Below are 25,917 nucleotides of genomic sequence, written 5' to 3' on the forward strand. Positions count from 1 at the left end.
CGGCGGGACAGGGGCAGCTGCCCCGCCACCGGAGCTTCTAGTGGGACCGGGCTTTCGGGGCGGGGCTGGTCCTCTGGGCGGTTGAGGGCATCGGGTCCCCAGATGCCCTCTTCGGGGCGGTTGAACTGCGGACGATCAGCGTCGTCGGCAGCACTTGGGGTTCGTCCGGCAGCGGGGTGCCGCCGAAGTAGCCCATCAGCATCCGGGCGGCCGCCTGGCCCATCTGGCGCATCGGCTGATGCACCGTGGTCAACGGCGGTTCGGTGTGTTCGGCGTACGGGATGTCGTCGAAGCCGATCACCGACACGTCGTTCGGCACGTTCCGCCCGGTCTCGCGGACGGCCTGGATGGCGCCGCCGGCGGACAGGTCGTTGTGGGCGAAGACGGCGTCGAACTCGAGGCGCTGGTCGAACGCGTGCTGGATGCCGCGGCGTCCGCTCTCGTGGGTGAAATCGCCTTCGAACACGAGTCCCGGATCGAGCTCGATACCGGCTTCGGCGTAGGTGTCGCGGAAACCGTCCAGGCGTTCGTGGGTGCAGCCGAACCGCTCGACACCGGTGATCACCAGCGGCCGGTGGCGGCCGAGCTCCAGCAGGTGCTGCGCGGCGCACTCACCGCCGGCGTAGTTGGTGGTGGCGACGGACGGGAACTGTGGGCGCTTGGCACGGTCGTCGATCAGGATCACCGGGAGGCCGCGCGCGTGCAACTGCTCGATGTAGGTGAGGGTGCCTTCGGGCTCGATCACCAGCAGGCCGTCGAACGACTGGGCCGAGACCTGCGAGGCGAACTGGTGCATCGACTCCTCACCCCGGTTGAAGGTGAACAGCAGCAGTCCGTAGCCCTCGCTCTCGACCACGTCGACGGCGCCCTGCAGCACCTCGCCCATCCAGGGCCAGGTGAGCGACGGGACCAGCATGCCGACGATCCGGGTCCGGCCGCGGGCCAGGCCGACCGCGCGGGCGCTCGGCACGTAGCCGAGCTCGGCGATCACCTGGCGGACCCGCTCCGCGGTCCGCAGATCGAGCTCGCCCTTGCCGTTGAGCACGCGCGACACGGTGGTCTTGCTGACACCGGCACGCGCCGCGACATCGGCGATGGTGATCGACATGCTGACTCCCCTCGGGCGGTCGGGGTCCAGTCCGGGACCGGTGTCGGAACCGGTTTCGGAAGCGGTTCCGTAGAGTGAAGCGGAGACGACGAGGGGTCGTCAATCACAGGGTGGTAACGAATCGCGGCTTAATTCACAACTTGGAGGAAGGTACCTCTTCCGGGCCGCCGTACGACGTGATGGACTCGGGGCGAGCGGCCTGCCTGGGGCCGGACCACGTAGGGGCAGGGCATGGACGTTCGGCGGACCACTGTGCGCGACATGCGCCGGTCCAACCGGTCGGTGATCCTCACCGGCATCTTCCGCGACGGCCCGCTCAGCCGTCAGGAGCTGAGTACCCGAACGTCGTTGAGCGCGGCCAGTGTCAGCAACCTGGTCTCCGAACTGATCGCCGAAGGCGTCGTCGAGGAGGCCGGCTCGGTCGAGTCCGAAGGCGGTCGGCCACGCGTCCTGCTGCGGGTGTCACCGACGTTCCGGTACGTCGTCGGCGCCGAGGTCGGCGAGACCCGCGTACGGGTCGAGCTGTTCGACCTCGCGATGCGGGTACTCGCCCGCGCCGACCACCCGATCCACTCGCCGACACCGGCGATGGTCGTGAAACACGTGCTGGCGGGCCTCGGTGCGGTGCTTGCCGAGGCCGGTGTCCGGCCGGAGCAGGTGCTCGGTCTCGGTGTCGCGGCGGCCGGGATCGTCGAGGGTGACGCCGTCGTCCATGCGCAGACGCTCGGGTGGGACGCCGTACCGCTTGGCCAGATGCTTGCCGAGGGCACCGATATTCCGATCCAGGTGGACAACGGCGCGAACACGCTCGGCCAGGCGGAGATGTGGTTCGGGGCCGGCCGGGGCGCGACGGACGCCGTGGTGGCGCTGGTCGGATCCGGCGTCGGTGCGGCCCTGGTCGCGGACGGTTCGAGCTACCGCGGAACGCGCAGCAGCGCGGGCGAATGGGGCCACATGACGATCGCGTACGGCGGTCGCAGGTGCCGCTGTGGTGCGGACGGATGCCTGGAGGCGTACGTCGGCGCGGAGGGCGTGCTCGGCCGCTACCGTGAGCTCGGCGGGCGGGGCCTGTCCGGCGACGAGGAAGCGGCCTTCGTCGGCCTCCTCGATGCCGTGAGTACTTCGGAGGCCGCGGCAACGGTCGTGACGGACACCATCGGCTACCTCGCCGCTGGGTTCGCCAACCTGGTCAACCTGGTCAACCCCGAGCGCATCGTCCTCGGGGGCTGGGCCGGATTGCTGCTGGGGGAGCGCTATCTGCCGCAACTGCGGGAGGAGGTCGGCCGGCACGCGTTGCAACAGCCGTACTCGCAGGTCTCGATCGTCCTGTGCGAGTTGGGCCGCGACGCCGTAGCTCTCGGCGCCGCGACCCTTCCCGTACTGCGGTTACTCCGCGACGGGGGCGTCATACCTCCGCGTCGCTAGACCGTCCACTTCTGGTTGGCGGCGCCGGTGCAGGTCCAGGTCTGGACCGGGGTGGCGTTGGCCGAGTTGTTGCCGGTGACATCGAGGCACTTGTTGGCCTGCGGGTTCACCAGGTCGTGCGCAGCGGAGTACGTCCATTGCTGGGCGCCGGAGCCGTTGCAGGTCCAGAGCTGGACTCTGGCGCCGTCGGCAACCGATCCGGCGTTGACGTCGAGGCACTTGCCCAGGGCGCGGATCGTGCCGTCGCCGGGACGGGTCCACTGCTGCGCCCCGGTCCCGTTGCAGTCGTAGAGCTGAACCGGCGTACCGTCGGCGGAGTTGGCGGCGGCGACGTCCAGGCACTTGCCGGCCAGGCCGGTGATCCGCGAACCGCCGGAGCTGCTGCCGACGTCGGAGACGCGGACGTAGTCGACCGTCATCGTCTGCGGCATCACGGTCGAACCGTCGGGGTAGCCCGGCCAGTAGCCGCCGACCGCGACGTTCATGATCATGAAGAACGGGTGGTTGTAGACCCAGGTCTTACCGTTCAGGTCGGCCGGTGTACGGCGTTGGTACTGGACGCCGTCGACGTACCAGGTGATCGAGTTCGGCTCCCAGTCGACCCGGTAGGTGTGGAACCCGTTGCGGAACGGCTGTCCGTCCGGAGAGTTGTACGCCGCGCCGATGCCGTCGGCACCGGAGTAGCCCGGGCCGTGGATCGTGCCGTGCACGATGTTCGGCTCGCGGCCGATGTTCTCCATGATGTCGATCTCACCGTCGTTCGGCCAGTTGCCGCCACCCAGCATCCAGAACGCGGGCCAAACCCCTTGTGTGCCAGGGATCTTGATCCTGGCCTCGAAGCGGCCGTACGTCTGGGTGAAGGTCTGGGCGGTGAGCAACCGGGCCGACGTGTACTGGCACGGGCCGTAGTGACACTGGAAGCCGCCGTTCTCCTGGCGGGCCGTGATCACCAGGTTGCCCTGGCCGTCGAGCGCGGAGTTCCGCGTGCTGTTGGTGTAGTACTGCCGTTCGTCGTTGCCCCAGCCGGAGCCACCGATGTCGTAGCGCCACTTGCCGGGATCGGGGGCCTGGCCGGCCGGGCCGTCGAAGTTGTCCTCCCAGATCGTCGCCGTGGGCGCGGCGGCGGCCTGCGGACGGGCCTCGGCAGGTGCTTGGAGCAGTGTGGTGCCGACCAGAGCGGCACCGATCGCGACGAACGCAGCCATGCGGGAACGCTTCATGGACGCCTCATTTCTCGCGGGGGCGGTCGGAGAAGAGATGGCCGCAGCTTGGTGTGGGAACGCTCTCACGTCAAGGCCGGGACTAAATAAAAGACCTGAAAAAAGTCCCGGCATCCCGTTGACACCGGCATGCACCGATGGTTACCTCGTGGTGACCACCTGTTGCGGCGCGGGCAGACGCCGACAACTCCCCGATGTCTCCAGAACCCTTCTGAACAAGGGAGAACCGCCCCATGCCCGCGAACGGGAAACCTCGTCGCGCCCTTCGCCTGCTGCCACTGGCCGTGGCCGTGGTGTACGTGGCCGCGACCGGACTCGGATTCGGCACCGCCCCACCCGCCCAGGCCGCCGGTGAGCAGGTCAACATCTGGCTGACCACCACGAATGACTCGGCCGGCCGCAACGTCACCCGCGGTCTGCAGCAGCAGACACCGGTGAACTTCGGCCCGGCCGGCGGCTCGGCCAACCAGACGATCACGGTCAACGAGAACACGACGTACCAGTCGTTCGAAGGTGGTGGTGCGTCGTTCACCGACAGCGCCGCCTGGCTGCTGAACAGCAGCAACACGATCAGCGCGGCCACCCGTGACCAGGTGATGAAGGACCTGTTCGACCCGGTCAACGGGATCGGCCTGGCCTTCACCCGCAACCCGATGGGCGCCTCGGACCTGGCCCGCTTCAACTATTCGTACGACGACACCTGCTGCGATCTCAACGACTTCAGCATCCAGCACGACCTCGCGGACGTCGTACCGCTGACCAAGCAGGCCAAGCAGCTGAACCCGGCGCTGAAGGTGAAGGGTGCGCCGTGGAGCGCGCCGGCCTGGATGAAGGACAACAACAAGTTCACCAACCGCGGCTGGCTGAAGGCCGAGTACTACCCGCTGTACGCGCAGTACTTCGTCAAGTACATCCAGCAGAACGAGGCCCAGGGCAACCACATCGACTACGTCTCGGTGCAGAACGAGCCGACCTGCTGCGGCACCGACGACACCGGCTACGCGTCGATGAACTGGAACGGAGCCGGTCTGCTGAACTTCACCAAGAACCACCTGTTCCCGGCGTTCCGGGCGGCCGGGATCACCACGAAAGTGTTGGTCCTGGACTACAACTGGGGCAACTACAACGACCTCGGTTCGGTCCCGCTGGCCGACGCCGGCCTGCGCAACGACCCGCTGTTCGGTGGCATCGCCTGGCATGGGTACGGCGGTGACGTGAACCTGCAGACGCAGATCCACAACCAGTACCCGACCGTGAACGCGTACATGACCGAGCACTCCGGCGGAACCTGGATCCCGAACCAGCAGGTCGAGGACATGAACAACCTGATCGACTACACCCGCAACTGGGACAAGTCGTGGGTGAAGTGGAGCCTCGCGCAGGACGAGAACATGCTTCCGTACGTCGGTGCCGGGTGCAACGTCTGCACCGGCCTCGTCACCGTGCACCGCAACGACAGCCAGCGCGGTCAGGTCACCAAGACCGTCGAGTACTACACGATGGGTCACCTGACCAAGTTCGTGAAGCCGGGTGCGCTGCGGATCGACTCGAGTGCCAACAACTCGGTGAAGAACGTGGCGTGGAAGAACCCGGACGGCTCGAAGGCGCTGATCGCGTTCAACACCACCGGTAGCTCGCAGTCGGTGCGGGTGAACTGGGGCAGCCAGTCCTTCGTCTACACGCTGCCGACCAAGACCTCCGCGACCTTCACCTGGTCCGGCACACAGGGTGGCGGTGGCGGCACCGGTTCCGCGATCACCGGCCTGGCCGGCAAGTGCATCGACGTCGCCGGTGCCAACTCGGCGGACGGTACGGCGGTGCAGCTCTACGACTGCAACGGATCGGCGGCGCAGCAGTGGGAGCGCCCGGGTGACGGGACGATCCGTGCCCTCGGCAAGTGCCTCGACGTGAACGCCGGCTCGGTCGCCAACGGAGCGAAGGTTCAGCTCTATTCGTGCAACGGAAGTGCCGCCCAGCAATGGACCTACACAAGCGGGAGAGATCTGGTGAATCCCCAGGCGAACAAGTGTCTTGATGTCACTGGCAACAATTCGGCGAACGCCACACCGCTGCAGCTGTGGAGCTGCACCGGCGCCGCAAATCAGAAGTGGAACGTCTGATGCGCCGGCTGGCGGCGGTCGCCGCGAGTCTAGTGCTGGGTGCCGGTCTACTGATGTCGGCCGCGCCTGCACAGGCGGCGACCGGGACGATCACCGGCCTGGCCGGCAAGTGCGCGGACATCGCTGCGGCGAGCAGCGCGGACGGCACTCAGGTCCAGCTCTACGACTGCAACGGGACCAGCGCGCAGAGCTGGAGCCGGAACTCGAACGGGACGCTGACGGCACTGGGTAAGTGTCTGGATGTCAGCGGTGGGTCGGTTGTCAACGGTGCCAAGGTGCAGCTGTGGACCTGCAACGGCAGTGCCGCCCAGCAGTGGTCGTACACGTCTGGCCGGGACCTGGTGAACCCGCAGGCGAACAAGTGCCTCGATGTCACGGGCAACAACTCTGCCAACGGCACTCCGCTGCAGCTGTGGACGTGCACCGGTGCGGCGAACCAGAAATGGAACGTCCCGGCGGCAGACGATGGTCCGCCACCGGCGGATGGTGCTCCGATGGCGGCAGCGCCGTACCTCTACCAGGGCTGGGGCAGTCCGCCCAGCCCGGCGACCGTGATGAACGCGACCGGCGTCAAGTGGTTCACGATGGCGTTCATCCTGTCCAACGGCTACTGCAACCCTCAGTGGGACGGGAACCGGCCGCTGACGGGCGGAGTCGACCAGCAGGCGCTCACCGCGATCCGGTCCAACGGTGGCGATGCTGTCGTGTCGATCGGTGGCTGGTCCGGCAACAAGCTCGGGCAGAGCTGTGGGTCGGCGAGTGAGCTGGCGGGCGCGTACCAGAAGGTGATCAACGCGCTGTCGCTGAAGGCGATCGACATCGACATCGAGGACCAGGAGATCGCCGGCGCCGCGGTGCGGCAGAAGGTGATCGACGCGCTGAAGATCGTCGAGCAGAACAACCCCGGCATCGCGACGTACCTGACCTTCGGTACGACGACCTCCGGGCCGGACGGCAACGGTCAGGACCTGATCCGGCGTGGTGCGGCCTCCGGGCTGAACCTCGACGGCTGGGTGATCATGCCGTTCGACTTCGGCGGTGGCTCGAGCAACATGGGCACGTTGACCCGGCAAGCGGCTGACGGGCTGAAGAACCAGGTCAAGTCGGCGTACGGCCTGAGCGACGACGCGGCGTACCGGAAGATCGGCATCTCGTCGATGAACGGGATCACCGATGTTGCCGGTGAGCGGGTCAACCTGTCCGACTTCGAGTCGATGCTGTCGTACGCGAGCGAGCACCACCTGGCCCGGTTCACGTTCTGGTCGGTCAACCGCGACCGGCCGTGCAACGGCGGTGGCGCGGACACCTGCTCCGGCGTACCGCAGCAGGCCTGGGACTACACCAAGGTGATCGGTCGCTACCGCGGCTGATCCGCACCAACCCTGAGCCGGCGTCGCCTTGTTCCCGGGCGGCGCCGGCTTCGGTTTGACTCTCCGGTTACCGGAGGGTGGATGGTGGGTTCATGACGGCAACGGTGACGGTCGGCGAGTTCTCCCGCTTGACCCATCTGAGTGTGAAGACCCTGCATCACTACCACGAGATCGGCCTGCTCGCGCCGGCGTCGGTCGACCCGTCGTCCGGCTACCGGCGGTACGAGACGACTCAGGTCGAGGTCGCCCAGCTGATCCGGCGACTGCGCGAGCTGCGGATGCCGCTGCCGGAGGTCCGGGCGGTCGTCGACGCGGCCGGCGGTGGCACCCGGGAGGAGACGCTCCGCGCGCACCTGGACCGGATGGAGCGGGAGCTCGCCCACACCCGTGACGTGGTCACGTCGCTACGCGAGATGCTGACCCTCGAGCCGGCCGAGCTCGCCGTCGAGTATCGGTTCATCCCCGCGTTCCGCGCGTACGGCGTCTCCGGTCACGTCGAGCGGGAGGGGATCGGGGAGTGGTGCGAGTTCGCGTTCGGGCGGCTCGGCGCGATCGCCGCCCGCGACGGCATCCTCGCGACGTCCGGAGCGACGTACAGCGATGAGTTCTTCACCGAGGATTCTGGTCAGGTGGTCGCGTTCCTGCCGGTTGCGCCGGACCAGGCGCCGGCCGAAGGTGTCGAACTGGTCGACCTTCCCGGCGGGTTCTTCGCGATCGCCGTCCACAGCGGGCCGCTCACCGACTTCGACCTCAGCTACGGAGCGCTCGGCAGCCATGTCGCGGAGCACTGCGAGGTCGCGCCGGGCCCGATCCGTGAGTTGTACGCCGTCGGCCCGGGGGACGGCCCCGACCCGGCGAGCTACCGCACCGAGATCTGCTGGCCGATCCGCCAGATCCCCACATCCCCTGTCACGAAAGGCTGATCCATGTCCATCGCTCTCGAGAACGTCGTCTTCGACAGCTCCGACGCCACCGCGCTCGCCACCTTCTGGGCCGGCGTGCTGTCGTCGGAGGTCGATGCCGGTGGCAACGAGTTCTTCGCCACCGTGAACAAAGCCGCGGACGGCCCGACGCTGATGTTCCTCCAGGTCCCCGAGCCGCGCGTCGGCAAGAACCGGCTGCACCTCGACCTGGCCACTGCCGACTGGTCCGCCGAGGTCGACCGCCTGATCGCACTCGGCGCGAAGCGTCACGACGAACACGACGAGTACGGCGCCCACTGGATCACGCTCGCCGACCCCGAGGGCAACGTCTTCGACCTGGCCGAGGTCCGCTAACCGGCCACGTAGCGGACGCCGTCGAAGGTCGCCCGGTCGGCGTCGACCTGCTCCTCCAGGCGGGCTCGCGCCTGCGCCACCGGCCACCGGAAGGCGCGGGCGAGCTCGCCTGGTGTGGTGGCGACCATGGTGTCGAGGAATCGTCCGGTGGCGAGCGTGTGATCGGTGGCGCCACCGACGTCGAACTGATGACAGGTGAGCGCGATCAGCGCCGCCGGCCAGCCGGATCCGGTCTCGTGAACACCTGCGGTGGTCACCAGCAGATTGCGCTGCAGCTCGGTGATCGCCCGTTGATAGCGGCTCTTGTTGCCGATCAGGGCCCGCAGGGTGGCACTCGGCAACGGCTCGGCCGCGATCGCGTCGGCGATCTCATGTGCCGTCGGCGACAGTTCCAGGAACAGGTGGTCGCTGGGGTCGCCCGGCGCTGGGTAGAGCGCCCTCAGCAGCTCCGGCGACAGGAAGGACCCGCGGCTGCCGAGGTAGGCGCCGTACCAGGCGAGGCCGCGCCGGGGGAGTTCGTCCTTCCAGGTCCAGACGCGTTGCTCGTTCGTGCCCATGCCGCTGCCGAAAGGCTCCTCGTCCTCCCCGGCGACCGCCTCCCACAAGGAGGGTACGACGGTGCGCGGCGCAGGGAAGAGCAGCGCGAAACCGACGTCGTCGACGAACTTCGCGGCCCGCTCGATCGATCCGATCCGTCGTCCGCGGACCCACCAGCGGGTGGCGCGCGCCTGGCCGAGCTCGGCGTCGGAGGTGCCGGGGATTCCCATCGGGCCAGTCAACCATCCCTCCCTTGTGCTGGTGGTGCAGGCGGAGGACTGTGGGATCAGACCGGTGGCACTGCCCGGGGGTGCCGCCCTGACGGTAAGGGGGTGGAGCATGTACGCGCGTTCCACCACGATCAACGCGATGCTGATGTCGATCGACGCAGGTGTCGCACAGGTGCGCGACGACGTGATGCCCACTCTCATGGAGATGGAGGGCTGCATCGGCCTGTCGATGATGGCGGACCGGGAGTCCGGTCAGTGCATCACCACCACCGCTTGGCGGTCGGAGCAGGCGATGCGTGCGACCGACGAAGAGTTACGGCCGGTCCGGGAGCGGCTCGCGCGGACACTCGGTGGCAGTCCGCAGGTTCAGGAGTGGGAGATCGCCGTACTGCATCGGGATCACCGCTCGGTCGCCGGTGCGTGCATCCGGGCGACATGGGTGAAGGTCGACCCGGCGACGCTGGAGCGGGCGATCGACGTCTACCGCTTGGCCTCACTGCCGCGGCTCGAGGACCTGGCCGGATTCTGCAGCGCCAGCCTGCTGGTCGACCGCGCGTCCGGCCGGGCCGTCTCGTCGGTGACCTATGACAGCCGGGAGGCGATGGACGCCAACGGCGAGGCCGCCGCCTCGATGCGCGCCGCCACCAGCAAGGACGCCGGCGCACAGGTCCTCGACACCGGTGAGTTCGAGCTTGTGATCGCCCACCTGCGCGTCCCCGAGCTGACCTGACTCAGTCCATCCGGTCGAGGTGGGCTTCGAGGGCGTCGAGGCGGTGGTGCCACAGGTCGCGGTACGGCTCGAGCCAGGCGTCGATCTCGGCGAGCGGCGCGGGGCGGAGGCGGTACCAGCGGCGTTGCGCGTCCTGGCGGACCTCCACCAGCCCGGCGTCGCGCAGGACTTTCAGATGCTTCGACACCGCGGGTTGGCTCAGCTCCAGTTGCTCCACGAGTTCCCCGACCGGTCGCTCTCCGGTCCGCAACAGGTCGAGGATCTCCCGCCGCCGCGGCTCCGCCAGCACCTCGAAGGTAGTTGCCATATGAGGAATATACGTCCGCTCAGAGCGATTGCCCGAAGGTGCTGGTGAAGGCCTCGCGGAAGAGTTCGGGCAGGCTGCTCTCGCCGTCCTCGGCCGCCCAGCGGAGCAGGGCGGTGTAGGCGACGCCGAGGACGGCTCCGGCGGCCGCGCGGGTCTGGAACTCCGCGGTGGGGTCGTCAGCGCCGGCGCCGATCCCGGTGACGAAGGCCTCCTGGAGGCGGTACTGGCTGTCCAGGTGGCGGGCCTGGAGGGCTGGTGTCGAGATCATCAGCCGGAGCCGGTCGAGCAGGATCTCCCGATCGTGCGTGTCGGCCAGGTCGAACGTCGCCAGCACCGTGCGGCCGATCCGGTCCGCCAGTGAGCCGGTCGCGGGAAGTTCGCTGATCGTCGCCGCGGCCAGTTGGTCGAAGTCGTCGTACAGGACGAGGTCTTCCTTGGTGGGGAAATGCCGGTAGACCGTCATCGCGGAGACGCCGGCCGCGGCGGCGACGTCGTTCACCGTGGTCGCGTCGTACCCGCGGTCGACGAACAACCTGATCGCCTGCCGCTGGATCCGGTGCCTGGTCTCGGCTCGCTGGCGGTCCCTCAGACTCATGTGGTAGATACTAACAACATGATAGTTTCTAACATGAACCAGAGGGTGGCGTTGGTGACCGGCGCCTCGCGCGGGATCGGTCGTGCGATCGCGGAGCGGCTGGCTGCGGTGGGTACCGAGGTGGCGGTGCACTATCACCGCGACAAGGCGGGCGCCGAGGAAACGCTTGAACGGATCGGGGGTCGTGGCTTTCTGATCGGGGCTGAGCTCGGCGTCCCCGGTGATGCCGACGAGGTGTTCGGGCAGCTCTCGGACGGCCTGGCCGGCCGGTCCCTGGATGTGCTGGTCAACAACGCGGCGGCGCCTCCGGCCGGTCCGATCGAGACCGACACCGAGGCTGGGTTCGATGCGCTCTTCGCTGTCAACGTCAGAGCGCCGTACTTCCTGATCCAGCGGCTGCTTCCGGTACTGCGTGATGGTGGCCGGATCATCTCGCTCTCGTCGAGTGCCACTCGCTTCGCGAACCCGATCCAGACGTCGTTCGCGATGACGAAGGGTGCGGTGGAGACGATGACCATGACGCTCGCGCATGCGCTCGGTCCCCGGAACATCACTGTCAACGCGGTGTCGCCGGGCGCGACCCGGACCGAGGCGAACGGCGCGTTCTTCGAGACGCCGGGGCTCGTCGACTTCGTCACTCAGAACACGTCGCTCGGCCGGCTCGGTCGCGGCGAGGACGTCGCCGAGGTGGTCGCGTTCCTCGCCTCCGACGATGCTCGCTGGATCACCGGGCAGACCGTGGACGCCAGCGGCGGGCTGTTCCTCGGGCCGCGATTCGGCTGAGCGGGGTGGGGTTTTCCCCCGGTCGGTACGGTGGAAAACCCGGCCCGGGACGGTGGTTGGCCCCAGTGTGGGGAGGTGTTCGCGCACCTACCGTCGTCCGCATGTTCACGACGAATCAGGTGATGATGACCGCGCTGCAGGCGACGCAGGAGCCGACCGGAGGAGTGGCCGGCTGGGCCATCGACATGATGGAGCGGCTCGGTGCACCAGGTGCCGGACTTGCGGTGGCGCTGGAGAATCTCTTTCCACCGTTGCCGAGTGAGGTCATCCTGCCGCTGGCGGGGTTCGCGGCCAGCCGCGGCGATCTCGGGCTGGTGAGCGCGATCGTGTTCACCACGCTCGGCTCGATCGTTGGCGCACTTGCTCTGTACGGAGTGGGTGCGGGGCTCGGCCGTGATCGCACCAGAGCGGTGGCGCGGAAGTTGCCGCTGGTGAAGCTCGAGGACGTGGACAAGGCCGAGACCTGGTTCACCCGGCACGGGCCGCAGGCGGTGCTGATCGGTCGATTGGTGCCGGTGGTGCGCAGCCTGATCTCGGTGCCGGCCGGCGTGGAGCGGATGCCGGTGTCGTTGTTCCTGGTGCTGACCGCACTGGGAAGCCTGATCTGGAACTCGTTGCTGATCGTCGCCGGCTACCAACTCGGTGAGCGGTGGCAGGTCGTGGAGTCGTCGGTGGGTGTCTTCCAGTGGGTCGTGATCGCTGCTGCGGTCGCGGCGGTGGTCTGGTTCGTGGTGGTGAAGCTCCGCGGCCGGCGTTCGGTATCTGAGAAAGTCGAGTAGAGCGCTCGACTTTGATTAGGCTCGATCCATCACCACCGAGTTCAGGAGCTGGATCAGATGCCTTCAGTCGCGTTCGAACCGCAGGTCGTTCCGGATCCACCGGTCTGGCCGCAGTCAGTCGTCACCGTGGTCGGCAACCCGAGACCGGGCTCGCGGACGGCCGCGGCCGCGGCGTCGGTTGCGGAGTTGCTCGCCTCCGAGCTCGGTACGCCGTACCGGATCGACGAACTGGTCGACCTGGTGACGTTCGCGCCGGCGATCTTCCAGGGGGAGAACGCCGGCGAGCAGCAGCGGGCTGCGTTGGAGAGCGCGATCGACCTCGTGTCTTCGGCGTCCGTGATCGTGATCGCGACCCCGGTCTACAAGGGCAGTTACACCGGACTGCTGAAGAGCTTCCTGGATGTGTTGCGGCCACAGGCGCTGGCGGGCGCGGTGGTGGTGCCGGTCACGGTGTCCGCTGCGCCCAGCCACAAGTTGCTGGCGGATCAGCACTTGCGGCCGGTGCTGGCCGAGTTGGCGGCGAGTGTGCCGGTACCTGGCGTGATCCTGGAGGAGCGCGATCTCGAGGATCTCCAGGTGGTGCTGTCGGGCTGGATCCGCGACAACGCCGGCATCATCCAGGCCACCACGATCGCCCTCCAACCAATCGCAGAGCCCACACCTGCCCACTAGCTGCGGTCGGCGGGCGCGACCGTGAACACCTTCTGGTGACTGCGTACAGGTCATGTCGTGTCCGTGGTTCCCAGATCCTGTGCGCGGCCCCGGTGGCCGACCCTGGACGTGATGTGTACGACGTGGCCGGCATACTCGAGGCCGAGTCGTACGACGTGGTGGTGGCGACGTACCGGGGTGTTGATCTGGCTGCCGGATCTCGCCGAGTGGGCTCGGGTGGTGGCGCGGCTGCTGCGTCCCGGCGGCGTGTTGTTCGTCGCCGAGTTCCATCCGATGCAGAGTCTCGTCGACGGCGAGTTGCGGATCAGTACGTCGTACTTCCGGACCGGGGCGGCCGATCGGGAAGTGGCGGCGAGCTATACCGGGCAAGAGCTTCCGGCGCACGTGCAGAGCACCTGGCCGTGGACGGTGGGTGGGCTGGTGACGGCGCTCGCCGGTGCTGGGTTGCGGATCGAGCGGTTGGACGAACTGCCGGTGGACCTGCGCCAGCGCCATCCGCGGATGGCGCTGGGCGACGACGGTCTGTGGCGACTGCCGGGCGATCCGATTCCTCTCCTGCTGACCTGTCTGGCTCGATCAGTCGGCGTGGGTGGGTTGGGTGGGGGAGTGGCGGAGGGCGGCGGTGGCCGGGAGCAGCGTTGAGCCAAAGGTGAGTACGGCGGCGGCGCCGACGATCACCAGGAAGATCCACAGCGGTCCGGTGGGGATGGCGCTGGTGGAGACGGCGGCCGAGAACGGGAGCAGGCAGGCCAGGGCGACCAGGGTGCCGAGAGTGATGCCGGCCAGGGTGACCAGCGTGCTCTCGGTGGTGAGCATGCGCAGGACCTGCATGCGGGTCGAACCGGTGAGCCGCTGCAGAGCGAACTCGCGGCGGCGCCGCAACGTGGTGGAGACCAGCGTGTTGACGACCGAGACCGCGGTGTAGGCGATCAGCATGCCGACCAGCATGTAGTTGACCCACGCCTGTGTCTGCAGGTCCTCGGCGTTCGCGGCGACCAGAGTGTCCCGATCGGCGACCTGTACGCCGGGATGCGTGGCAGCTACCTTCGCGAGCGCCGGCCGTACGTCGGCACCTGGTGCGGAGCGAACCAGGATCTGCTTGGTCAGACCGTCGGTGGTGTGCGCGGCGACCAGCGTGGCCGGCAGGATGATGCTCTCGTAGCCGCGCTCGGCCGCGAATGTGGCGACCACCCGCAGCTTCACCGAGGTCCCGTCGCCGAGCGTCATGGTGATGTCCGAACCGACTCCACGGTCCATCTTCCCCGCGACGTAGTCGGGCAGCGCCACGGTCGATCCGGTCAGGCCGGCAAGCGATCCACTGGTCACCTGCACCGGAGCCGTACCGTCCTTGCCTTGGGCATCCACGCCGAGCAGAGGCGCGCCGTCCTCGTCGAACGGAGCGTTGCGAGGCTCGTCGATCACGCCGGTACTGCGGACGAACGCCGAGGCACTCGCCACACCGGGAACCGCACGGACCTGGTCGACCAGCGCGGGCGACATACCGGCCTCGGAGACCAGCACGGTGTCGGCTTTCAGATCACGGGTGAAGGCCTCGGACGCCGCATCCATCTGAGTGGTCTGCATATAGAGGTTGGCGGTCGAGATGCCGACGGCAAGCATCACCGGCATGACCGCGGCCGACATCGCGACCGATCGTGCTGTGACGTTGCGGATCGCCAGCCGCCCGTTCACCCGGGTCAGCAGTTGCACGGGCCACCGCCAGATCGCAAGCACAGCCTTGGTCCAGAACGGGCCGAGCAGAGCGACGCCGATTGCCCAGCAGAGTACGGACGGGCCGGCGGTGGCACCGGCGAGCGGACCTGTCATCACGGTTGCGGTGACGATGAGCAGCGCCAGTCCACCGCCGAGGGCCAGCAGGCCGAAGAGCAGACGGATCCAGCCGAACCACTTCCGTTGCAACGACGCCTCGACCAGCGCCTCGACCGGCTTGATCTTCGCCGACTTGCGGGCCGTGATCAGGGCCGCACCGATGGCCGCGAGAACAGCGGCGCCCGCGCCGGCCGCGAACGGGATCATGCCCTGGGAGAACTCGACCACCGGCGACGCGACGCCGTGCGAGCCCAACTCCTCGAACAGGAACCGGCCCAGGAAGACGCCAGGCACCACGCCGACCAAGACCGCCGGGATCGACACCAGCATGGACTCGCCAAGGATCATCCGGCGAACCTGGCCGGGCGTCGTACCGATACCGCGCAGCAGGGCGAACTCGCGCTCGCGGTGCTGTGCCGACAGCGCCAGCGTGGACGCGACCACGAACATCATCGTCATCGCCGCGATGCCGCCGAAGGAGCCGGCGATGGAGATCAGCGCGACACGCTGCGCCTCGGTGCCAGGGTGCTCGGCCAGACCACGGTCGATGCCGGTGCTGACGGTGATGCCACCGTCGATCGCCTTGATCCGGTCCTTCACCTTGTCGACATCGGTGCCAGGATCAAGCAGTACGCCGACGTCCGCGAACCGCGCGGGATTGCCGGCCAGCTGGCGGGCCTCATGGTCGGAGAAGAACGCATGCCCGGCAGGGCCCTGCGCGATGCCGCTGACCGTGAAAGTCTCAGGATTGCCGTCGATGACATAGGTGACCCGGTCACCGACCTTCGTGCCCGCTGTCGTGCTGACGACCTGACCAGCGGTCGGCGCACGACCGGAGGTCAGTTTGTACGGCGCCAGTGTGGCGGACGACCAGTTGTGGCCTTCAGCAACCGTGAGACCACTGGAGCCGAGGACCGAAGCGGGGAAGGTCAGGTCGCCGATCGCGTCCGAAACCCCTTCGACAGAACGAATCCTGGAAGCAAGGTCGGTCGGAACGCCGACACGCTCGGGCAGCGCTGTCGCGTCCTCGGCGCCCGGCCGCAGGTGCGACTGCTTGCCGGTGACAACGATAGGGGCGGCGGCGAGGCGTTCGGGGGAGACGTTGGAGCGGATCCCGGTCTCCATCAGACCGCCGCAGGCCATCACGATCGCGGTACCGAACACGACCGCCACGAAAGTGGCGATGAAGCCGCCCTTGCGGAATCGCAGAGTGCGGACGGCCAGGCGCATCATCGGGCCACGACCTGCAGGTTGGACCGCGCGCCGAGGTGGGTCATCCGGTCCGCCACGGCCTCGGCCGTCGGCGCGAACAGACTGCCGGCCAGTACGCCGTCGGCCAGGAACACGACCTGGTCGGCGTACGAGGCGGCGACCGGGTCGTGGGTGACCATCACCACCGTCTGGCCCTGCGTGCGGACCGGCTCACGCAGCAACTGAAGGACGTCGGCAGCGGTCTGGGTGTCCAGGGCGCCGGTCGGCTCGTCGGCGAAGATCACCGCCGGCCGGGCGACCAGTGCGCGCGCGATCGCGACGCGCTGCTGCTGACCGCCGGACAGCTCGCCGGGGCGGTGCTTGTGGCGATCACCGAGGCCGACGCGGTCGAGGACCTGACGGACCGCGGCGCGGTTCGGGCGGCGGCCGTCCAGTTCCAGCGGCAGGCAGACGTTCTGCCAGACCGTCAGCGCGGGCAGCAGGTTGAACGACTGGAACACGAAGCCGATCCGGTCGCGGCGCAGCTCGGTGAGCTTGCGCTCGTTCAGGTCGGCCAACGGCTGGCCGTCGATCAGCACGCTGCCCGACGTCGGCCGGTCGAGACCGGCGGCGCAGTGCAGGAACGTGCTCTTGCCGGAGCCGGACGGTCCCATCACCGCGGTGAAAGTGCCGCGGGCGAAACCGATGGAGATGCCGTTGAGGGCGGTGACCGCGTTGCCGCCGCGACCGTAGACCCGTCGTACGTCCTGCAGGAGCACCGAGTGGTCGCTCGTGGCGGCCGCTTCCTGCGCGCGCCTCATCCGTCGCGTCGTCTTCGTCATGCCGTTGACGCTACGGAGCCGGGACCGGTCCCCCCAGGGTGCTGGACCGCCGCTCAGGGTGGGTGAAAGTCCACCCCCGTCAGGGGCGGAACAGGGCCTTCAGTCCGGCGGTGTAGGTGTCCGGGGTGACGTCGCCGATGAGCAGGCGCTGGAGCACGAAGCCCGGCAGCATGCCGAACATGACCTGGGCGATGTACTTGGGGTCGGTGTCCGGGTCGACGGTGCCGTCGGCCTGGGCCCGGCGTACGACGTCCTCGAAGTGCTCCCGGAGCAGCAGGTACTTCCCGCCGGCGATGTCCAGGATGGCGGGGTTGTGCAGCGCCTCGGCCCACGCCTGGACCGCGACCCTGGTGACGTCGCCGCCGGGCCGTTCGGCGATGGAGACCGCGTGGTTGAGCGCCGCCTCCAGTGCGGCCAGCGGCGTCAGTGGTTGCTCGGTCGTGAGGATCTTCTCGAAAAGTTCGTCGACGGTGCCGAGGGCTTCCTCGGCGATGGCCGCGACGATCTCCTCCTTGCTCTTGAAGTAGCCGTAGACCGCGCCGGCGGACAGGCCGGACGCACGGATCACGTCGGCCATCGTCGTCTTGTGGAAACCCTGCTCGACCACGCAGGTACGGGCCGCGGCGACGATCTGCGCCCGGCGCGCCACGCGGTGTTCCTCCGTGACCTTCGGCATAGCGCGAACATAAAACGAATGTCCGTTCTTGACAAGTTGCCCTTCGATGTTCCAGGCTCGAATCAATAAAGAACGATCATTCGGTTTTAACGAAGGAGTCCTCCTCATGTCCGCTGAGGTGCAGGGCGACCGCCGTCGGCCGCCTGTGGTCGCGGTCGTACTCATGCTGACCGCACTGCTCACTGTCCTGCTGATCGCGTTCGCCTGGCCGGCCGCACGGTCCGAACCGCGCAACGTCCCGCTCGCCGTGGCCGGTCCCGCGCCGGCCGTCGCCCAGGTCGAGAGCGGTCTCGAGCAGGCGATGCCCGGTGGTTTCGAGGTCACCGCCGTACCGGATCGGGCCACCGCGGTGCAGAAGATCCAGGATCGGGACGTGTACGGCGCGATCGTGCTCGACCCGCAGCAGCCCGAGCTGCTGACCGCGTCGGCCGGCGCTCCCGCGGTCGCGCAGATCCTCACACAGCTGTCGAGCCGGTTGTCGCCGGACAATCCGCCAAAGCTCACCGACGTCGTACCACTGCCGAAAGACGATCCGCGGGGTGCCGGTCTGGCCGCGGGTGCATTGCCGCTCGTGCTCGGTGGGATCATCGCGGCCGGCGCGCTGACCCAGTTGGTGCGGTCGGGTCGGCGGCGCATGGTCGGTGCCATCGTGTTCTCGATCACGGGCGGTCTTGCGCTGGCCGCCGTACTGCAGTACTGGCTCGGCTCGTTCGCGGGCAGCTACCTGGCCAACTCCGGCGTGATCGCGTTGTCGATCGCGGCCGTGAGCCTGACGCTGCTCGGTCTGGAGTGGCTGCTCGGTACGGCGGGGCTCGCGCTCGGAGCCGCAGTGATGATGTTGCTCGGCAACCCGCTGTCAGGTCTGACGAGTGCACCAGAAATGCTGCCGAGCGGTTGGGGTGCTCTGGGCCAGCTGTTGCCGCCAGGCGCCGCGGGTACGGCGCTACGTTCGGTAAGCTTCTTCGACGGCGCGGGAGTCGGGCGTCCGCTGCTCGTCCTCGGGTGCTGGCTGGTCGCCGGGCTGCTGTTCTGTTCACTCGGCGCGATGAGGTCGCAGCGCGTCGTACACGCCCGCCACGACGCGAAGCCCGTTACTGTCTGAACAAAGTCCCGGCGCGGTGATCGGATTGTTACGCTCCGGTGGCCGCGTCGAGGCGTACCGGCGGCGACAACGTTGTCTGTCAAGCATTGACTTCCCGGCCCCGGGCCTCCTACCGTCGCGACATTGACCGCTGGATTTCGGTCGGGGTACCGGGATGACAACGATTGCCCGAAGGTGGACGTGATGACAAGGAAACGTTTCAAGGCAGCGGCCGCCGTGAGCGCGTTGCTTTTGCTGGCGGTCTCGGCCTGCAGCCAGGGTTCGACGACCAAGCAGCCGGAGGCGGGCAGCTCGCAGAGCGCCGGCCCGGCGAACATCAAGATCGCCTACCAGCAGTGGGGCCCGGGCGTCGTGATGAAGAACTTCCTGACCGGTGTGAAGGCCGAGTACGAGGCGGCCAACCCCGGGTCGAAGGTCGAGATCCTGCCGATCGTCGCCAGTGAGAACGACTACTACACCAAGCTCCAGCTGATGATGCGGTCGCCGAACACCGCCCCGGACGTGGTGTACGAAGACACGTTCCTGATCAACTCCGACATCACCGCGGGCTACCTGCGGCCGCTCGACGACTACATCAAGAACTGGGACCAGTGGGGCCAGTTCGAGGAGACCGCCAAGGGCGCGGCGAAGGCGCTGGACGGCAAGACGTACGGCATCCCGGACGGCACCGACACTCGCGCACTGTGGTACAACAAACAGCTCTTCGCGAAGGCCGGGCTCCCCGCCGACTGGCAGCCGAAGTCGTGGGACGACGTACTGTCCGCCGCTCGGACCATCAAGCAGAAGGTCCCCGGCGTCATCCCGATGAACGTGTACTCCGGCAAGCCGATGGGTGAAGCCTCGGCCATGCAGGGCTTCGAGATGCTGCTGTACGGCACCAAGGACACGCTGTACAACAACGACCAGCAGAAGTGGGTCGTCGGCAGCCAGGGCTTCAAGGATGCGCTGAACTTCGTCAAGACCGTCTACTCCGAGGGCCTCGGCCCGTCGCCGAAGCAGGCGCTCGACCCGAACATGGGCAGCAAGGTCGGCACCGAACTGCTGCCGGGCGGCAAGCTCGCGATCGCGCTGGACGGCTCCTGGATCTACGGCAACTGGCAGAAGACCGGTGCGAAGCCGTGGCCGCAGTGGACCGACGTAATGGGCCAGACCGCGATGCCGACCCAGGACGGCAGCGGCAAGGGCAAGGTCAGCCTCTCCGGTGGCTGGACCTGGGCGATCCCGGCCAAGTCGAAGAACCCCGACGCGGCCTGGAACCTCATCAAGACCCTGCAGACCCAGAAGAACGCGGCCAAGTACGCCACCGACGGCGCGCAGATCGCGGTCCGCAAGGACGTCGCCAGCGACGCCGGCTACAAGAGCTCCTCGAAGAGCACCCAGTTCTTCACCGACCTGGTCTCCGTCACCGTGTACCGGCCGGCGTACGCCGAGTACCCGAAGGTCTCCAACGAGATCATCACCGCGATGGAGGCGGTGATGACCGGCCAGTCCTCGCCGGATGATGCCGCGAAGACGTACGACGAAGCGGTCGAAGGCATCGTCGGCAAGGACAAGACCACTCAGGGCCAGTAACCCCGGCCCGGCGAAGGAATCTCCCACGTGACGACGACTGTCGCTCCCACTTCGGCCGCATCCGCTCCTCCCGGCAAGTCCGCCGGGAAGAGCGGGCGGCCGAAGGCCGCGAAGCTGTTCCGGATGTTGCCGTTGAGCCCGGCGATCGGGTTGATGCTGGTCTTCCTGGCCGGCCCGATCATCTACTGCCTGTACGCCGCGTTCACCAACATGGCGTTGACCGGCACAGGTGCGGCGAACGTGAAGTTCGTTGGCCTGGACAACTTCCGTAAGGCCTTCGGCAGCGGCGCGTTCACCAACGCGATCTGGCTGACCCTGGTGTTCACGCTGATCTCCGCGATCATCGGCCAGAACACTCTCGGGCTCGGCCTGTCGCTGCTGATGCGCCGGTCCACGAAGGTGGTCCGGAACTTCGTCGGGACCGCGGTCATCGGTGCGTGGGTGCTGCCCGAGGTGGTGGCGGCGTACCTGCTCAGCGCGTTCTTCAACGACGAGGGCACGCTGAACGTGATGCTGCACGCGGTCGGCCTGCCCGGCCAGGACTGGTTGTACGCGGCACCGATCATCGCGGTGTCGCTGGCCAACATCTGGCGCGGTACGGCGTTCTCGATGCTCGTGTACTCCGCCGCGTTGAGCGAAGTACCCAAGGAGATCGAGGAGTCGGCCGAGATGGACGGCGCCTCCGGCTGGCGGCGGCTGCTGTTCGTCACGCTGCCGATGATCAGCCGGGCGGTCATGACCAACCTGATGCTGATCACGCTGCAGACGCTGAGCGTCTTCGGCCTGATCTACGCGATGACCCGCGGCGGCCCTGGCACGAAGAGCCAGACGTTGCCGCTGTACATGTACGAGCAGGCGTTCAGCTTCTCCCAGATCGGCTACGGCACGGCGATCGCCCTGGTGATGCTGGCGATCGGCGCGGTCTTCTCGCTGATCTACCTGCGTGGACTCAACTCGGAGGCAGCGTGATAGCCCGCGACCGGATCAGCAAGGTGGCCGGCAACCTGGTGTTGCTGGCGATCGGCGTGCTGTTCGTGCTGCCGTTGCTGTGGGTGCTGTTCGCGTCGATCAACCGGACCGCGGGTCTGCGGGTCGAGTTCCCGACGCATCCGACGCTCGGCAACTTCAAGGCGGTGCTGAACACCGACACGACGTACCGGCCGGTGCTCAACGGCATCGTGCTGTGCGGTGGTGCGGCCCTGCTGACGATGATCTGTGCGGTCCTGGCGGCGTACCCGCTGTCCCGCTTCAAGTCGAAGTTCAACCGGCCGTTCCTGCTGACCGTCCTGTTCTGCACCGGGCTGCCGATCACCGCCGTCATGGTGCCGGTCTACGGCCTGTTCGTGCAGCTGAACCTGGTGGACACGCTCGGCGGCACGATCATGTTCATGGCGACCGCCTCGCTGCCGTTTGCGATCTGGCTGACCAAGACGTTCATGGACGGCGTACCGATCTCGCTCGAGGAAGCGGCCTGGGTGGACGGTGCCGGCAACATGCAGGCGCTGGCACGGATCGTGCTGCCGCTGATGTGGCCCGGGATCGCCGTGGTGCTGATCTTCACCTTCATCGGCATGTGGGGGAACTTCTTCGTCCCGTTCATGTTGTTGCTGTCGCCCGAACGCTTGCCTGCCTCGGTCAGCATCTTCACGTTCTTCGGGCAGTACGGCGAGCCGAACTACGGGCAGCTGGCGGCGTACTCCCTGATCTACACCATGCCCGTCCTCCTCCTCTACCTCCTCCTCAGCAAGAAACTAGGCGGCGCCTTCGCCCTCGGCGGCGCCATCAAGGGCTAAGGACACCGCTCGCGAAGGACACCGCTCCCGGCGGCTGCCCTCCGGCTGCCTGCGGCTGTAAATGGCTGGCTGGTGGGGCGACTCGGTGGGATTATCCGCGGGTCGGGGCGTTGGTTGTTCTCGCCCGATTCGTGGAGGGAGACGGCCATGACCGTCAGCGCGGAGCCTGAGGTTCGTACGGGGGCTGGGGTGTTGCGTGGGGGGTGGGCGGCGGGGGTGGCGGTCTTTCGGGGTGTGCCGTATGCCGAGCCGCCGGTCGGTGAGCTGCGGTTTGCGGCGCCGCGGGCTGTGGGTGGTTGGACGGGGGTGCGGGCGGCGGATTCGTACGGGCCGCCGCCTCCGCAGGCCGGCGTGCTTGCGACGGGTGCGCGCACGGAGGAGGGTGCGGGCGACGACTGGCTTTCGGTGAACGTGTGGTCGTCGGATCCTGCGCCGGGGGCCGGTTTGCCTGTGCTGGTGTGGATTCCGGGCGGTGGCTACGCGGTCGGCACATCCAGTCTTCCGGAGTTCGATGGTGGTCGGCTGGCTGCTGGCGGTGTGGTCGTGGTGACGCTCAACTATCGGCTGGGCGTGGAAGGGTTCGTGCAGATCGACGGCGCCCCTGCCAACCGGGGTCTGCTCGACCAGGTCGCCGCGCTGGAGTGGGTGCGCGACAACATCCGGGGCTTCGGCGGTGACCCGGATCGGGTGACGGTCTTCGGCCAGTCGGCGGGTGGCGGATCGGTCGCCGCGCTACTGGCCATGCCGCGGGCGGCCGGGCTGTTCCGTCGGGCCGTCGCACAAAGCGTGCCGGGGACGTTCTTCTCGCCGGAGCTTGCCGCCGACATCGCCGCCGCCTGCGCTGCCGAATTGGGGGTGCGGCCAACGATGGCCGATCTGTCCGCCGTGGAGCCGGCTCTGTTGTCCGCCGCGGGCGACGCCGTGTTCGCGAAGATGGATGAGTGGAAGGACCGTTGGGGCCCGATCACCTACCGGCGGATCCCGTACGCTCCCGTGGTCGACGGCGACGTACTCCCGGCGACGCCGTGGGAGGCTTTGGCCAACGGTGCCTGCCGGGACGTCGATCTACTGATCGGGCATGTCCGTGACGAGCACCGGCTGTTCAGCCTGATCGAGGGCGTGCTGGGCCAGGTGACCGAGGAGCAGGCCGAGACTGCGTTGCGGACCCTCGCCCCGGACGGCGCCCGCAGCTACCGCGAGGCGTTCCCGGCCGCCGGCCCGGAGGAGCTCTATGAATTGGTCAACTCCGACTGGCTGTTCCGCATGCCGACGCTCCACCTCGCCCAGGCGCACGCCAACTCGGGCGGACGCACTCACTTCTACGAGCTGACCTGGCCCGCCCCGGGCTTGGGCGGCGGACTCGGTGCCTGCCACGGCCTCGACGTACCCCTCGTCTTCGGCAACCTGAGCAGCGGCCAGCCCGCCTTACTGATCGGCGATCCCCCTTCCGCGGAGGCGGAGGCGCTGTCCGCACGGATCCGCACCGCCTGGACGTCCTTCGCCACCAACGGCGACCCCGGCTGGCCGACGTACGACGACCAACGCCTCGTCCAACTCCTCGACTCCCACTCCACCGTCACCACCTACCCAGAGGAAGCCTCCCGCCTCCTGTGGCAGCACCACACCTTCCCAGCCCTCCCACTGATCGACCGGTAACGATCGAAGGCTTCACGCAGTACCGGAAGTCGGTTGCTCTCTTGCAGTAGCACTCGAAATCCAGCTGCCGAGGAGGTTGAGGGCGTCGGCAGATGGTGAGGCTGGTTCGGGGGTGTAGACGGTGAGGGTGAGGCCGGCGTCGGCGGACAGTTCCAGGGCTTCGAAGTCCAGGGTGAGTTCGCCGACGATGGGGTGGCGGAAGCTCTTGGTACCGGTGCGGTGCAGGCGGACGTTCTGGTCGGCCCAGCGGGTGCGGAAGTCGTCGCTGCGGGTGCTGAGTTCGCCGATCAACTCGGTGAGGTCCTGGTTGTACGGATCGCGGCCGGCCTCGGTGCGCAGGATGGCGACGTTGGTGTTGGCCGACAGAGCCCAGTCGGGGTAGAAATCGCGGGCGTTGGGGTCGAGGAAGCCGAATCGGGCGAAGTTCGGTGCTCGGCCGGGAGCGCTGACAGCGCTGTCGAAGATCGGTGCGAACAGAGCCCGGCCGAGCGCGTTGGCGGCGAGGATGTCGAGGCGGCCGTTGCGGACGAGCGCGGGTGTGGCCGCCATTCCGTCGAGGATCCGCTGAACGGCGGGCCGGACTCGCCGTGCGGGTTCCCGGCGAGGAGTTCGGCTGCTGGAATTCGCGGTGCGGGCGAGATCGAACAGGTACGTGCGCTCGGCCTCGTCGAGCTGAAGAGCGTCGGAGATGCCGTGCAGTACGGTCTCGGAGACGCCGGAGATGTTGCCCTTCTCGATCCGCGCGTAGTAGTCGACGCTGAGTCCGGCCAGCATCGCGACTTCCTCGCGGCGCAGGCCCGGTACGCGCCGATTACCCCCGTAGTGCTGCAGCCCAGCCTGCTCCGGGGTGACCTTTCCCCGCCGGCTGACGAGGAAGTCGCGCACCTGCTTCCGGTTCTCGGTACCCATGCCTTCCAGCGTACGAACCCGGTTGCCGGCGAGGGGGGTTCTGTCAGAACCCGGTTCAGCCCGACCTCCCGCGCATCGATCGATCCGCGTTGACTGGACGCCGTACGGCGAAGGTCCCGGGCAGCCACCAGCGAATCAGGAGAACAGACCATGCACGAACGCACCCTTGGCAGTGGCGGCCTGACGGTCTCGGCCGTTGGGCTCGGTTGTATGACGATGACCGGAGGCTACGGCGGTCGACCCGACCGGCCGGAGATGATCAGGCTGCTGCACGCCGCCGTGGATCGCGGTGTCACCTTCTTCGACACCGCGGAGATCTACGGCCCGCACGCGAACGAAGAGCTTGTCGGCGAGGCGCTCGCGCCGTACCTGGACCGCGTGACCATCGCGACGAAGTTCGCATCCGAGATCGATCCGGTGGAACGCAAGCCGCGAGGCCGGATGCTGCGCCCCGACCAACTCGCCGGCGTCGTCGAGGGCTCGCTGCGGCGGCTCGGAGTCGACGCGATCGACCTCTACTACCAGCATCGGGTCAACCCGGACGTTGCGATCGAGGAGTTCGCCGGGGCGGTGAAGGAGCTGGTCGAGGCCGGCAAGGTCAAGCGCTACGGGATGTCCGAGGCAGCGGCCGGCACGATCCGTCGCGCCCACGCCGTACAGCCGGTGACAGCGATCCAGAGCGAGTACTCACTGTGGTGGCGACGTCCTGAGCAGGAGGTCCTGGCCACCTGCGAAGAACTCGGCATCGGGTTCGTCCCTTACAGCCCACTCGGCAAGGGATTCCTCACCGGAACTCTCAGTACGTCGAGCAGTTTCGACAAGGACAACGACCTGCGGGCACGCATTCCGCGCTTCGGCGCCGACGCCCTGCAGCACAACATCGCCATGGTCGAGCTGGTGCAATCCTTCGCGACCGCGAAGGAGGTCACGCCGGCGCAGATCGCGCTCGCGTGGCTGCTCGCCCAGGAGCCGTGGATCGTCCCGATTCCCGGCACGACCAAGCTGCACCGGATGGAGGAGAACATCGCCGCAGCCGACGTCACACTGTCCACCGACGAGGTGGCTCAACTCACCGAGGCGTCGGCGCAGATCGAGATCGAGGGTGGCCGCTACCCGGACGAGCTCGAGGCCCAGACCAACCTGTAGCCGATCCGTCGTAGTGTCGCTCTCGGCAGAGGACGTGGTTGGTTGGA

The 25,917-nt window shown here is 67.8% G+C and carries 25 protein-coding genes; 16 read left to right on the forward strand and 9 right to left on the reverse strand.

The window, feature by feature from the left end; genetic code table 11:
- Positions 1–37 precede the first annotated feature (37 nt).
- Positions 38–1,108, reverse strand: a complete 1,071-nt coding sequence (locus tag OG817_RS03145; protein WP_406052003.1) for a LacI family DNA-binding transcriptional regulator — start codon at positions 1,106–1,108, stop codon at positions 38–40.
- Positions 1,109–1,339: 231 nt separating this feature from the next.
- On the opposite strand from OG817_RS03145, the gene OG817_RS03150 reads away from it, so the two are divergent.
- Complete coding sequence (locus OG817_RS03150; RefSeq protein ID WP_406052004.1) at positions 1,340–2,533, forward strand: ROK family protein; 1,194 nt, start codon at positions 1,340–1,342, stop codon at positions 2,531–2,533.
- On the opposite strand, the gene OG817_RS03155 is transcribed toward OG817_RS03150, so the two are convergent.
- Positions 2,530–3,753, reverse strand: a complete 1,224-nt coding sequence (locus tag OG817_RS03155) for a ricin-type beta-trefoil lectin domain protein (RefSeq protein ID WP_406052006.1) — start codon at positions 3,751–3,753, stop codon at positions 2,530–2,532. The two genes, OG817_RS03150 and OG817_RS03155, sit on opposite strands and share 4 nt — an antisense overlap.
- Before the next feature lie 233 nt (positions 3,754–3,986).
- On the opposite strand from OG817_RS03155, the gene OG817_RS03160 reads away from it, so the two are divergent.
- The 4 genes from OG817_RS03160 to OG817_RS03175 all read left to right on the forward strand — a co-directional run bounded on the left by OG817_RS03160 (position 3,987) and on the right by OG817_RS03175 (position 8,520).
- A complete protein-coding gene (locus tag OG817_RS03160) occupies positions 3,987–5,873 on the forward strand; it encodes a ricin-type beta-trefoil lectin domain protein (protein ID WP_406052007.1) in 1,887 nt (628 codons plus the stop codon).
- Positions 5,873–7,243, forward strand: coding sequence for a ricin-type beta-trefoil lectin domain protein (locus OG817_RS03165; RefSeq protein WP_406052009.1), 1,371 nt, complete (start codon positions 5,873–5,875; stop codon positions 7,241–7,243). The genes OG817_RS03160 and OG817_RS03165 overlap by 1 nt, the downstream gene beginning before the upstream one ends.
- 92 nt (positions 7,244–7,335) lie before the next feature.
- Positions 7,336–8,166 carry a MerR family transcriptional regulator gene (locus OG817_RS03170; RefSeq protein WP_406052010.1) on the forward strand — a complete coding sequence of 277 codons (831 nt, stop codon included), beginning with the start codon at positions 7,336–7,338 and terminating at the stop codon, positions 8,164–8,166.
- 3 nt (positions 8,167–8,169) lie between these two features.
- Positions 8,170–8,520, forward strand: coding sequence for a VOC family protein (locus OG817_RS03175; RefSeq protein WP_360444649.1), 351 nt, complete (start codon positions 8,170–8,172; stop codon positions 8,518–8,520).
- Here the strand turns inward: OG817_RS03175 and OG817_RS03180 are convergent.
- The gene (locus OG817_RS03180; protein WP_406052011.1) at positions 8,517–9,299 is read right to left on the reverse strand and encodes a hypothetical protein; all 783 of its coding nucleotides are present in this window, start codon (positions 9,297–9,299) and stop codon (positions 8,517–8,519) included. The two genes, OG817_RS03175 and OG817_RS03180, sit on opposite strands and share 4 nt — an antisense overlap.
- Before the next feature lie 97 nt (positions 9,300–9,396).
- On the opposite strand from OG817_RS03180, the gene OG817_RS03185 reads away from it, so the two are divergent.
- A complete protein-coding gene (locus OG817_RS03185; protein WP_396396660.1) occupies positions 9,397–10,017 on the forward strand; it encodes a hypothetical protein in 621 nt (206 codons plus the stop codon).
- Between the two features lies 1 nt (position 10,018).
- Here the strand turns inward: OG817_RS03185 and OG817_RS03190 are convergent, their stop codons facing one another.
- Both OG817_RS03190 and OG817_RS03195 read right to left on the reverse strand, forming a co-directional pair.
- Positions 10,019–10,324, reverse strand: coding sequence for an ArsR/SmtB family transcription factor (locus OG817_RS03190; RefSeq protein WP_406052012.1), 306 nt, complete (start codon positions 10,322–10,324; stop codon positions 10,019–10,021).
- Between the two features lie 19 nt (positions 10,325–10,343).
- Entirely contained in the window at positions 10,344–10,919 is a 576-nt protein-coding gene (locus tag OG817_RS03195) for a TetR/AcrR family transcriptional regulator (RefSeq protein WP_406052013.1), read from the reverse strand.
- Positions 10,920–10,952: 33 nt separating this feature from the next.
- Here OG817_RS03195 and OG817_RS03200 point away from each other — a divergent pair, with 33 nt between their 5' ends.
- The 4 genes from OG817_RS03200 (at position 10,953) to OG817_RS03215 (ending at position 13,795) form a co-directional block, all read left to right on the forward strand.
- Positions 10,953–11,702: an SDR family oxidoreductase gene (locus tag OG817_RS03200; protein WP_406052014.1), complete on the forward strand. Its 750-nt coding sequence runs from the start codon at positions 10,953–10,955 to the stop codon at positions 11,700–11,702.
- A gap of 101 nt (positions 11,703–11,803) precedes the next feature.
- Positions 11,804–12,481 carry a DedA family protein gene (locus tag OG817_RS03205; RefSeq protein ID WP_406052015.1) on the forward strand — a complete coding sequence of 226 codons (678 nt, stop codon included), beginning with the start codon at positions 11,804–11,806 and terminating at the stop codon, positions 12,479–12,481.
- Between the two features lie 57 nt (positions 12,482–12,538).
- The gene (locus OG817_RS03210) at positions 12,539–13,153 is read left to right on the forward strand and encodes an NADPH-dependent FMN reductase (RefSeq protein WP_406052016.1); all 615 of its coding nucleotides are present in this window, start codon (positions 12,539–12,541) and stop codon (positions 13,151–13,153) included.
- Positions 13,154–13,264: 111 nt separating this feature from the next.
- Positions 13,265–13,795, forward strand: a complete 531-nt coding sequence (locus OG817_RS03215) for a hypothetical protein (RefSeq protein WP_406052018.1) — start codon at positions 13,265–13,267, stop codon at positions 13,793–13,795.
- On the opposite strand, the gene OG817_RS03220 is transcribed toward OG817_RS03215, so the two are convergent.
- The 3 genes from OG817_RS03220 to OG817_RS03230 form a co-directional block, all read right to left on the reverse strand.
- Positions 13,730–16,216: an ABC transporter permease gene (locus OG817_RS03220; RefSeq protein ID WP_406052019.1), complete on the reverse strand. Its 2,487-nt coding sequence runs from the start codon at positions 16,214–16,216 to the stop codon at positions 13,730–13,732. The two genes, OG817_RS03215 and OG817_RS03220, sit on opposite strands and share 66 nt — an antisense overlap.
- The gene (locus OG817_RS03225) at positions 16,213–16,995 is read right to left on the reverse strand and encodes an ABC transporter ATP-binding protein (protein WP_406057653.1); all 783 of its coding nucleotides are present in this window, start codon (positions 16,993–16,995) and stop codon (positions 16,213–16,215) included. The genes OG817_RS03220 and OG817_RS03225 overlap by 4 nt, the downstream gene beginning before the upstream one ends.
- A 100-nt stretch (positions 16,996–17,095) precedes the next feature.
- Positions 17,096–17,692: a TetR/AcrR family transcriptional regulator gene (locus OG817_RS03230; RefSeq protein ID WP_396396648.1), complete on the reverse strand. Its 597-nt coding sequence runs from the start codon at positions 17,690–17,692 to the stop codon at positions 17,096–17,098.
- A gap of 106 nt (positions 17,693–17,798) precedes the next feature.
- Between OG817_RS03230 and OG817_RS03235 the strand changes: the two genes are divergently transcribed.
- From OG817_RS03235 to OG817_RS03255, 5 genes are all read left to right on the forward strand, one after another.
- Positions 17,799–18,794, forward strand: a complete 996-nt coding sequence (locus tag OG817_RS03235) for a hypothetical protein (RefSeq protein WP_406052021.1) — start codon at positions 17,799–17,801, stop codon at positions 18,792–18,794.
- A 183-nt stretch (positions 18,795–18,977) separates the two neighbouring features.
- A complete protein-coding gene (locus OG817_RS03240; protein WP_406052023.1) occupies positions 18,978–20,366 on the forward strand; it encodes an extracellular solute-binding protein in 1,389 nt (462 codons plus the stop codon).
- A gap of 27 nt (positions 20,367–20,393) precedes the next feature.
- On the forward strand, positions 20,394–21,335 hold the full coding sequence (locus tag OG817_RS03245) for a sugar ABC transporter permease (protein ID WP_360444609.1): 942 nt from the start codon (positions 20,394–20,396) through the stop codon (positions 21,333–21,335).
- Positions 21,332–22,159 (forward strand): carbohydrate ABC transporter permease, encoded by an 828-nt coding sequence (locus OG817_RS03250; RefSeq protein ID WP_360444606.1) that lies wholly within the window; start codon positions 21,332–21,334, stop codon positions 22,157–22,159. Before OG817_RS03245 ends, OG817_RS03250 begins: the two co-directional genes overlap by 4 nt.
- Before the next feature lie 147 nt (positions 22,160–22,306).
- Positions 22,307–23,815 carry a carboxylesterase/lipase family protein gene (locus OG817_RS03255; RefSeq protein WP_406052025.1) on the forward strand — a complete coding sequence of 503 codons (1,509 nt, stop codon included), beginning with the start codon at positions 22,307–22,309 and terminating at the stop codon, positions 23,813–23,815.
- 12 nt (positions 23,816–23,827) lie between these two features.
- On the opposite strand, the gene OG817_RS03260 is transcribed toward OG817_RS03255, so the two are convergent.
- On the reverse strand, positions 23,828–24,724 hold the full coding sequence (locus OG817_RS03260) for a helix-turn-helix domain-containing protein (RefSeq protein WP_406052027.1): 897 nt from the start codon (positions 24,722–24,724) through the stop codon (positions 23,828–23,830).
- 150 nt (positions 24,725–24,874) lie between these two features.
- On the opposite strand from OG817_RS03260, the gene OG817_RS03265 reads away from it, so the two are divergent.
- Positions 24,875–25,870, forward strand: coding sequence for an aldo/keto reductase (locus OG817_RS03265; protein ID WP_406052029.1), 996 nt, complete (start codon positions 24,875–24,877; stop codon positions 25,868–25,870).
- Positions 25,871–25,917 lie beyond the last annotated feature (47 nt).

The organism is Kribbella sp. NBC_00889 (assembly GCF_045207705.1).
Taxonomy (GTDB): Bacteria; Actinomycetota; Actinomycetes; order Propionibacteriales; family Kribbellaceae; genus Kribbella.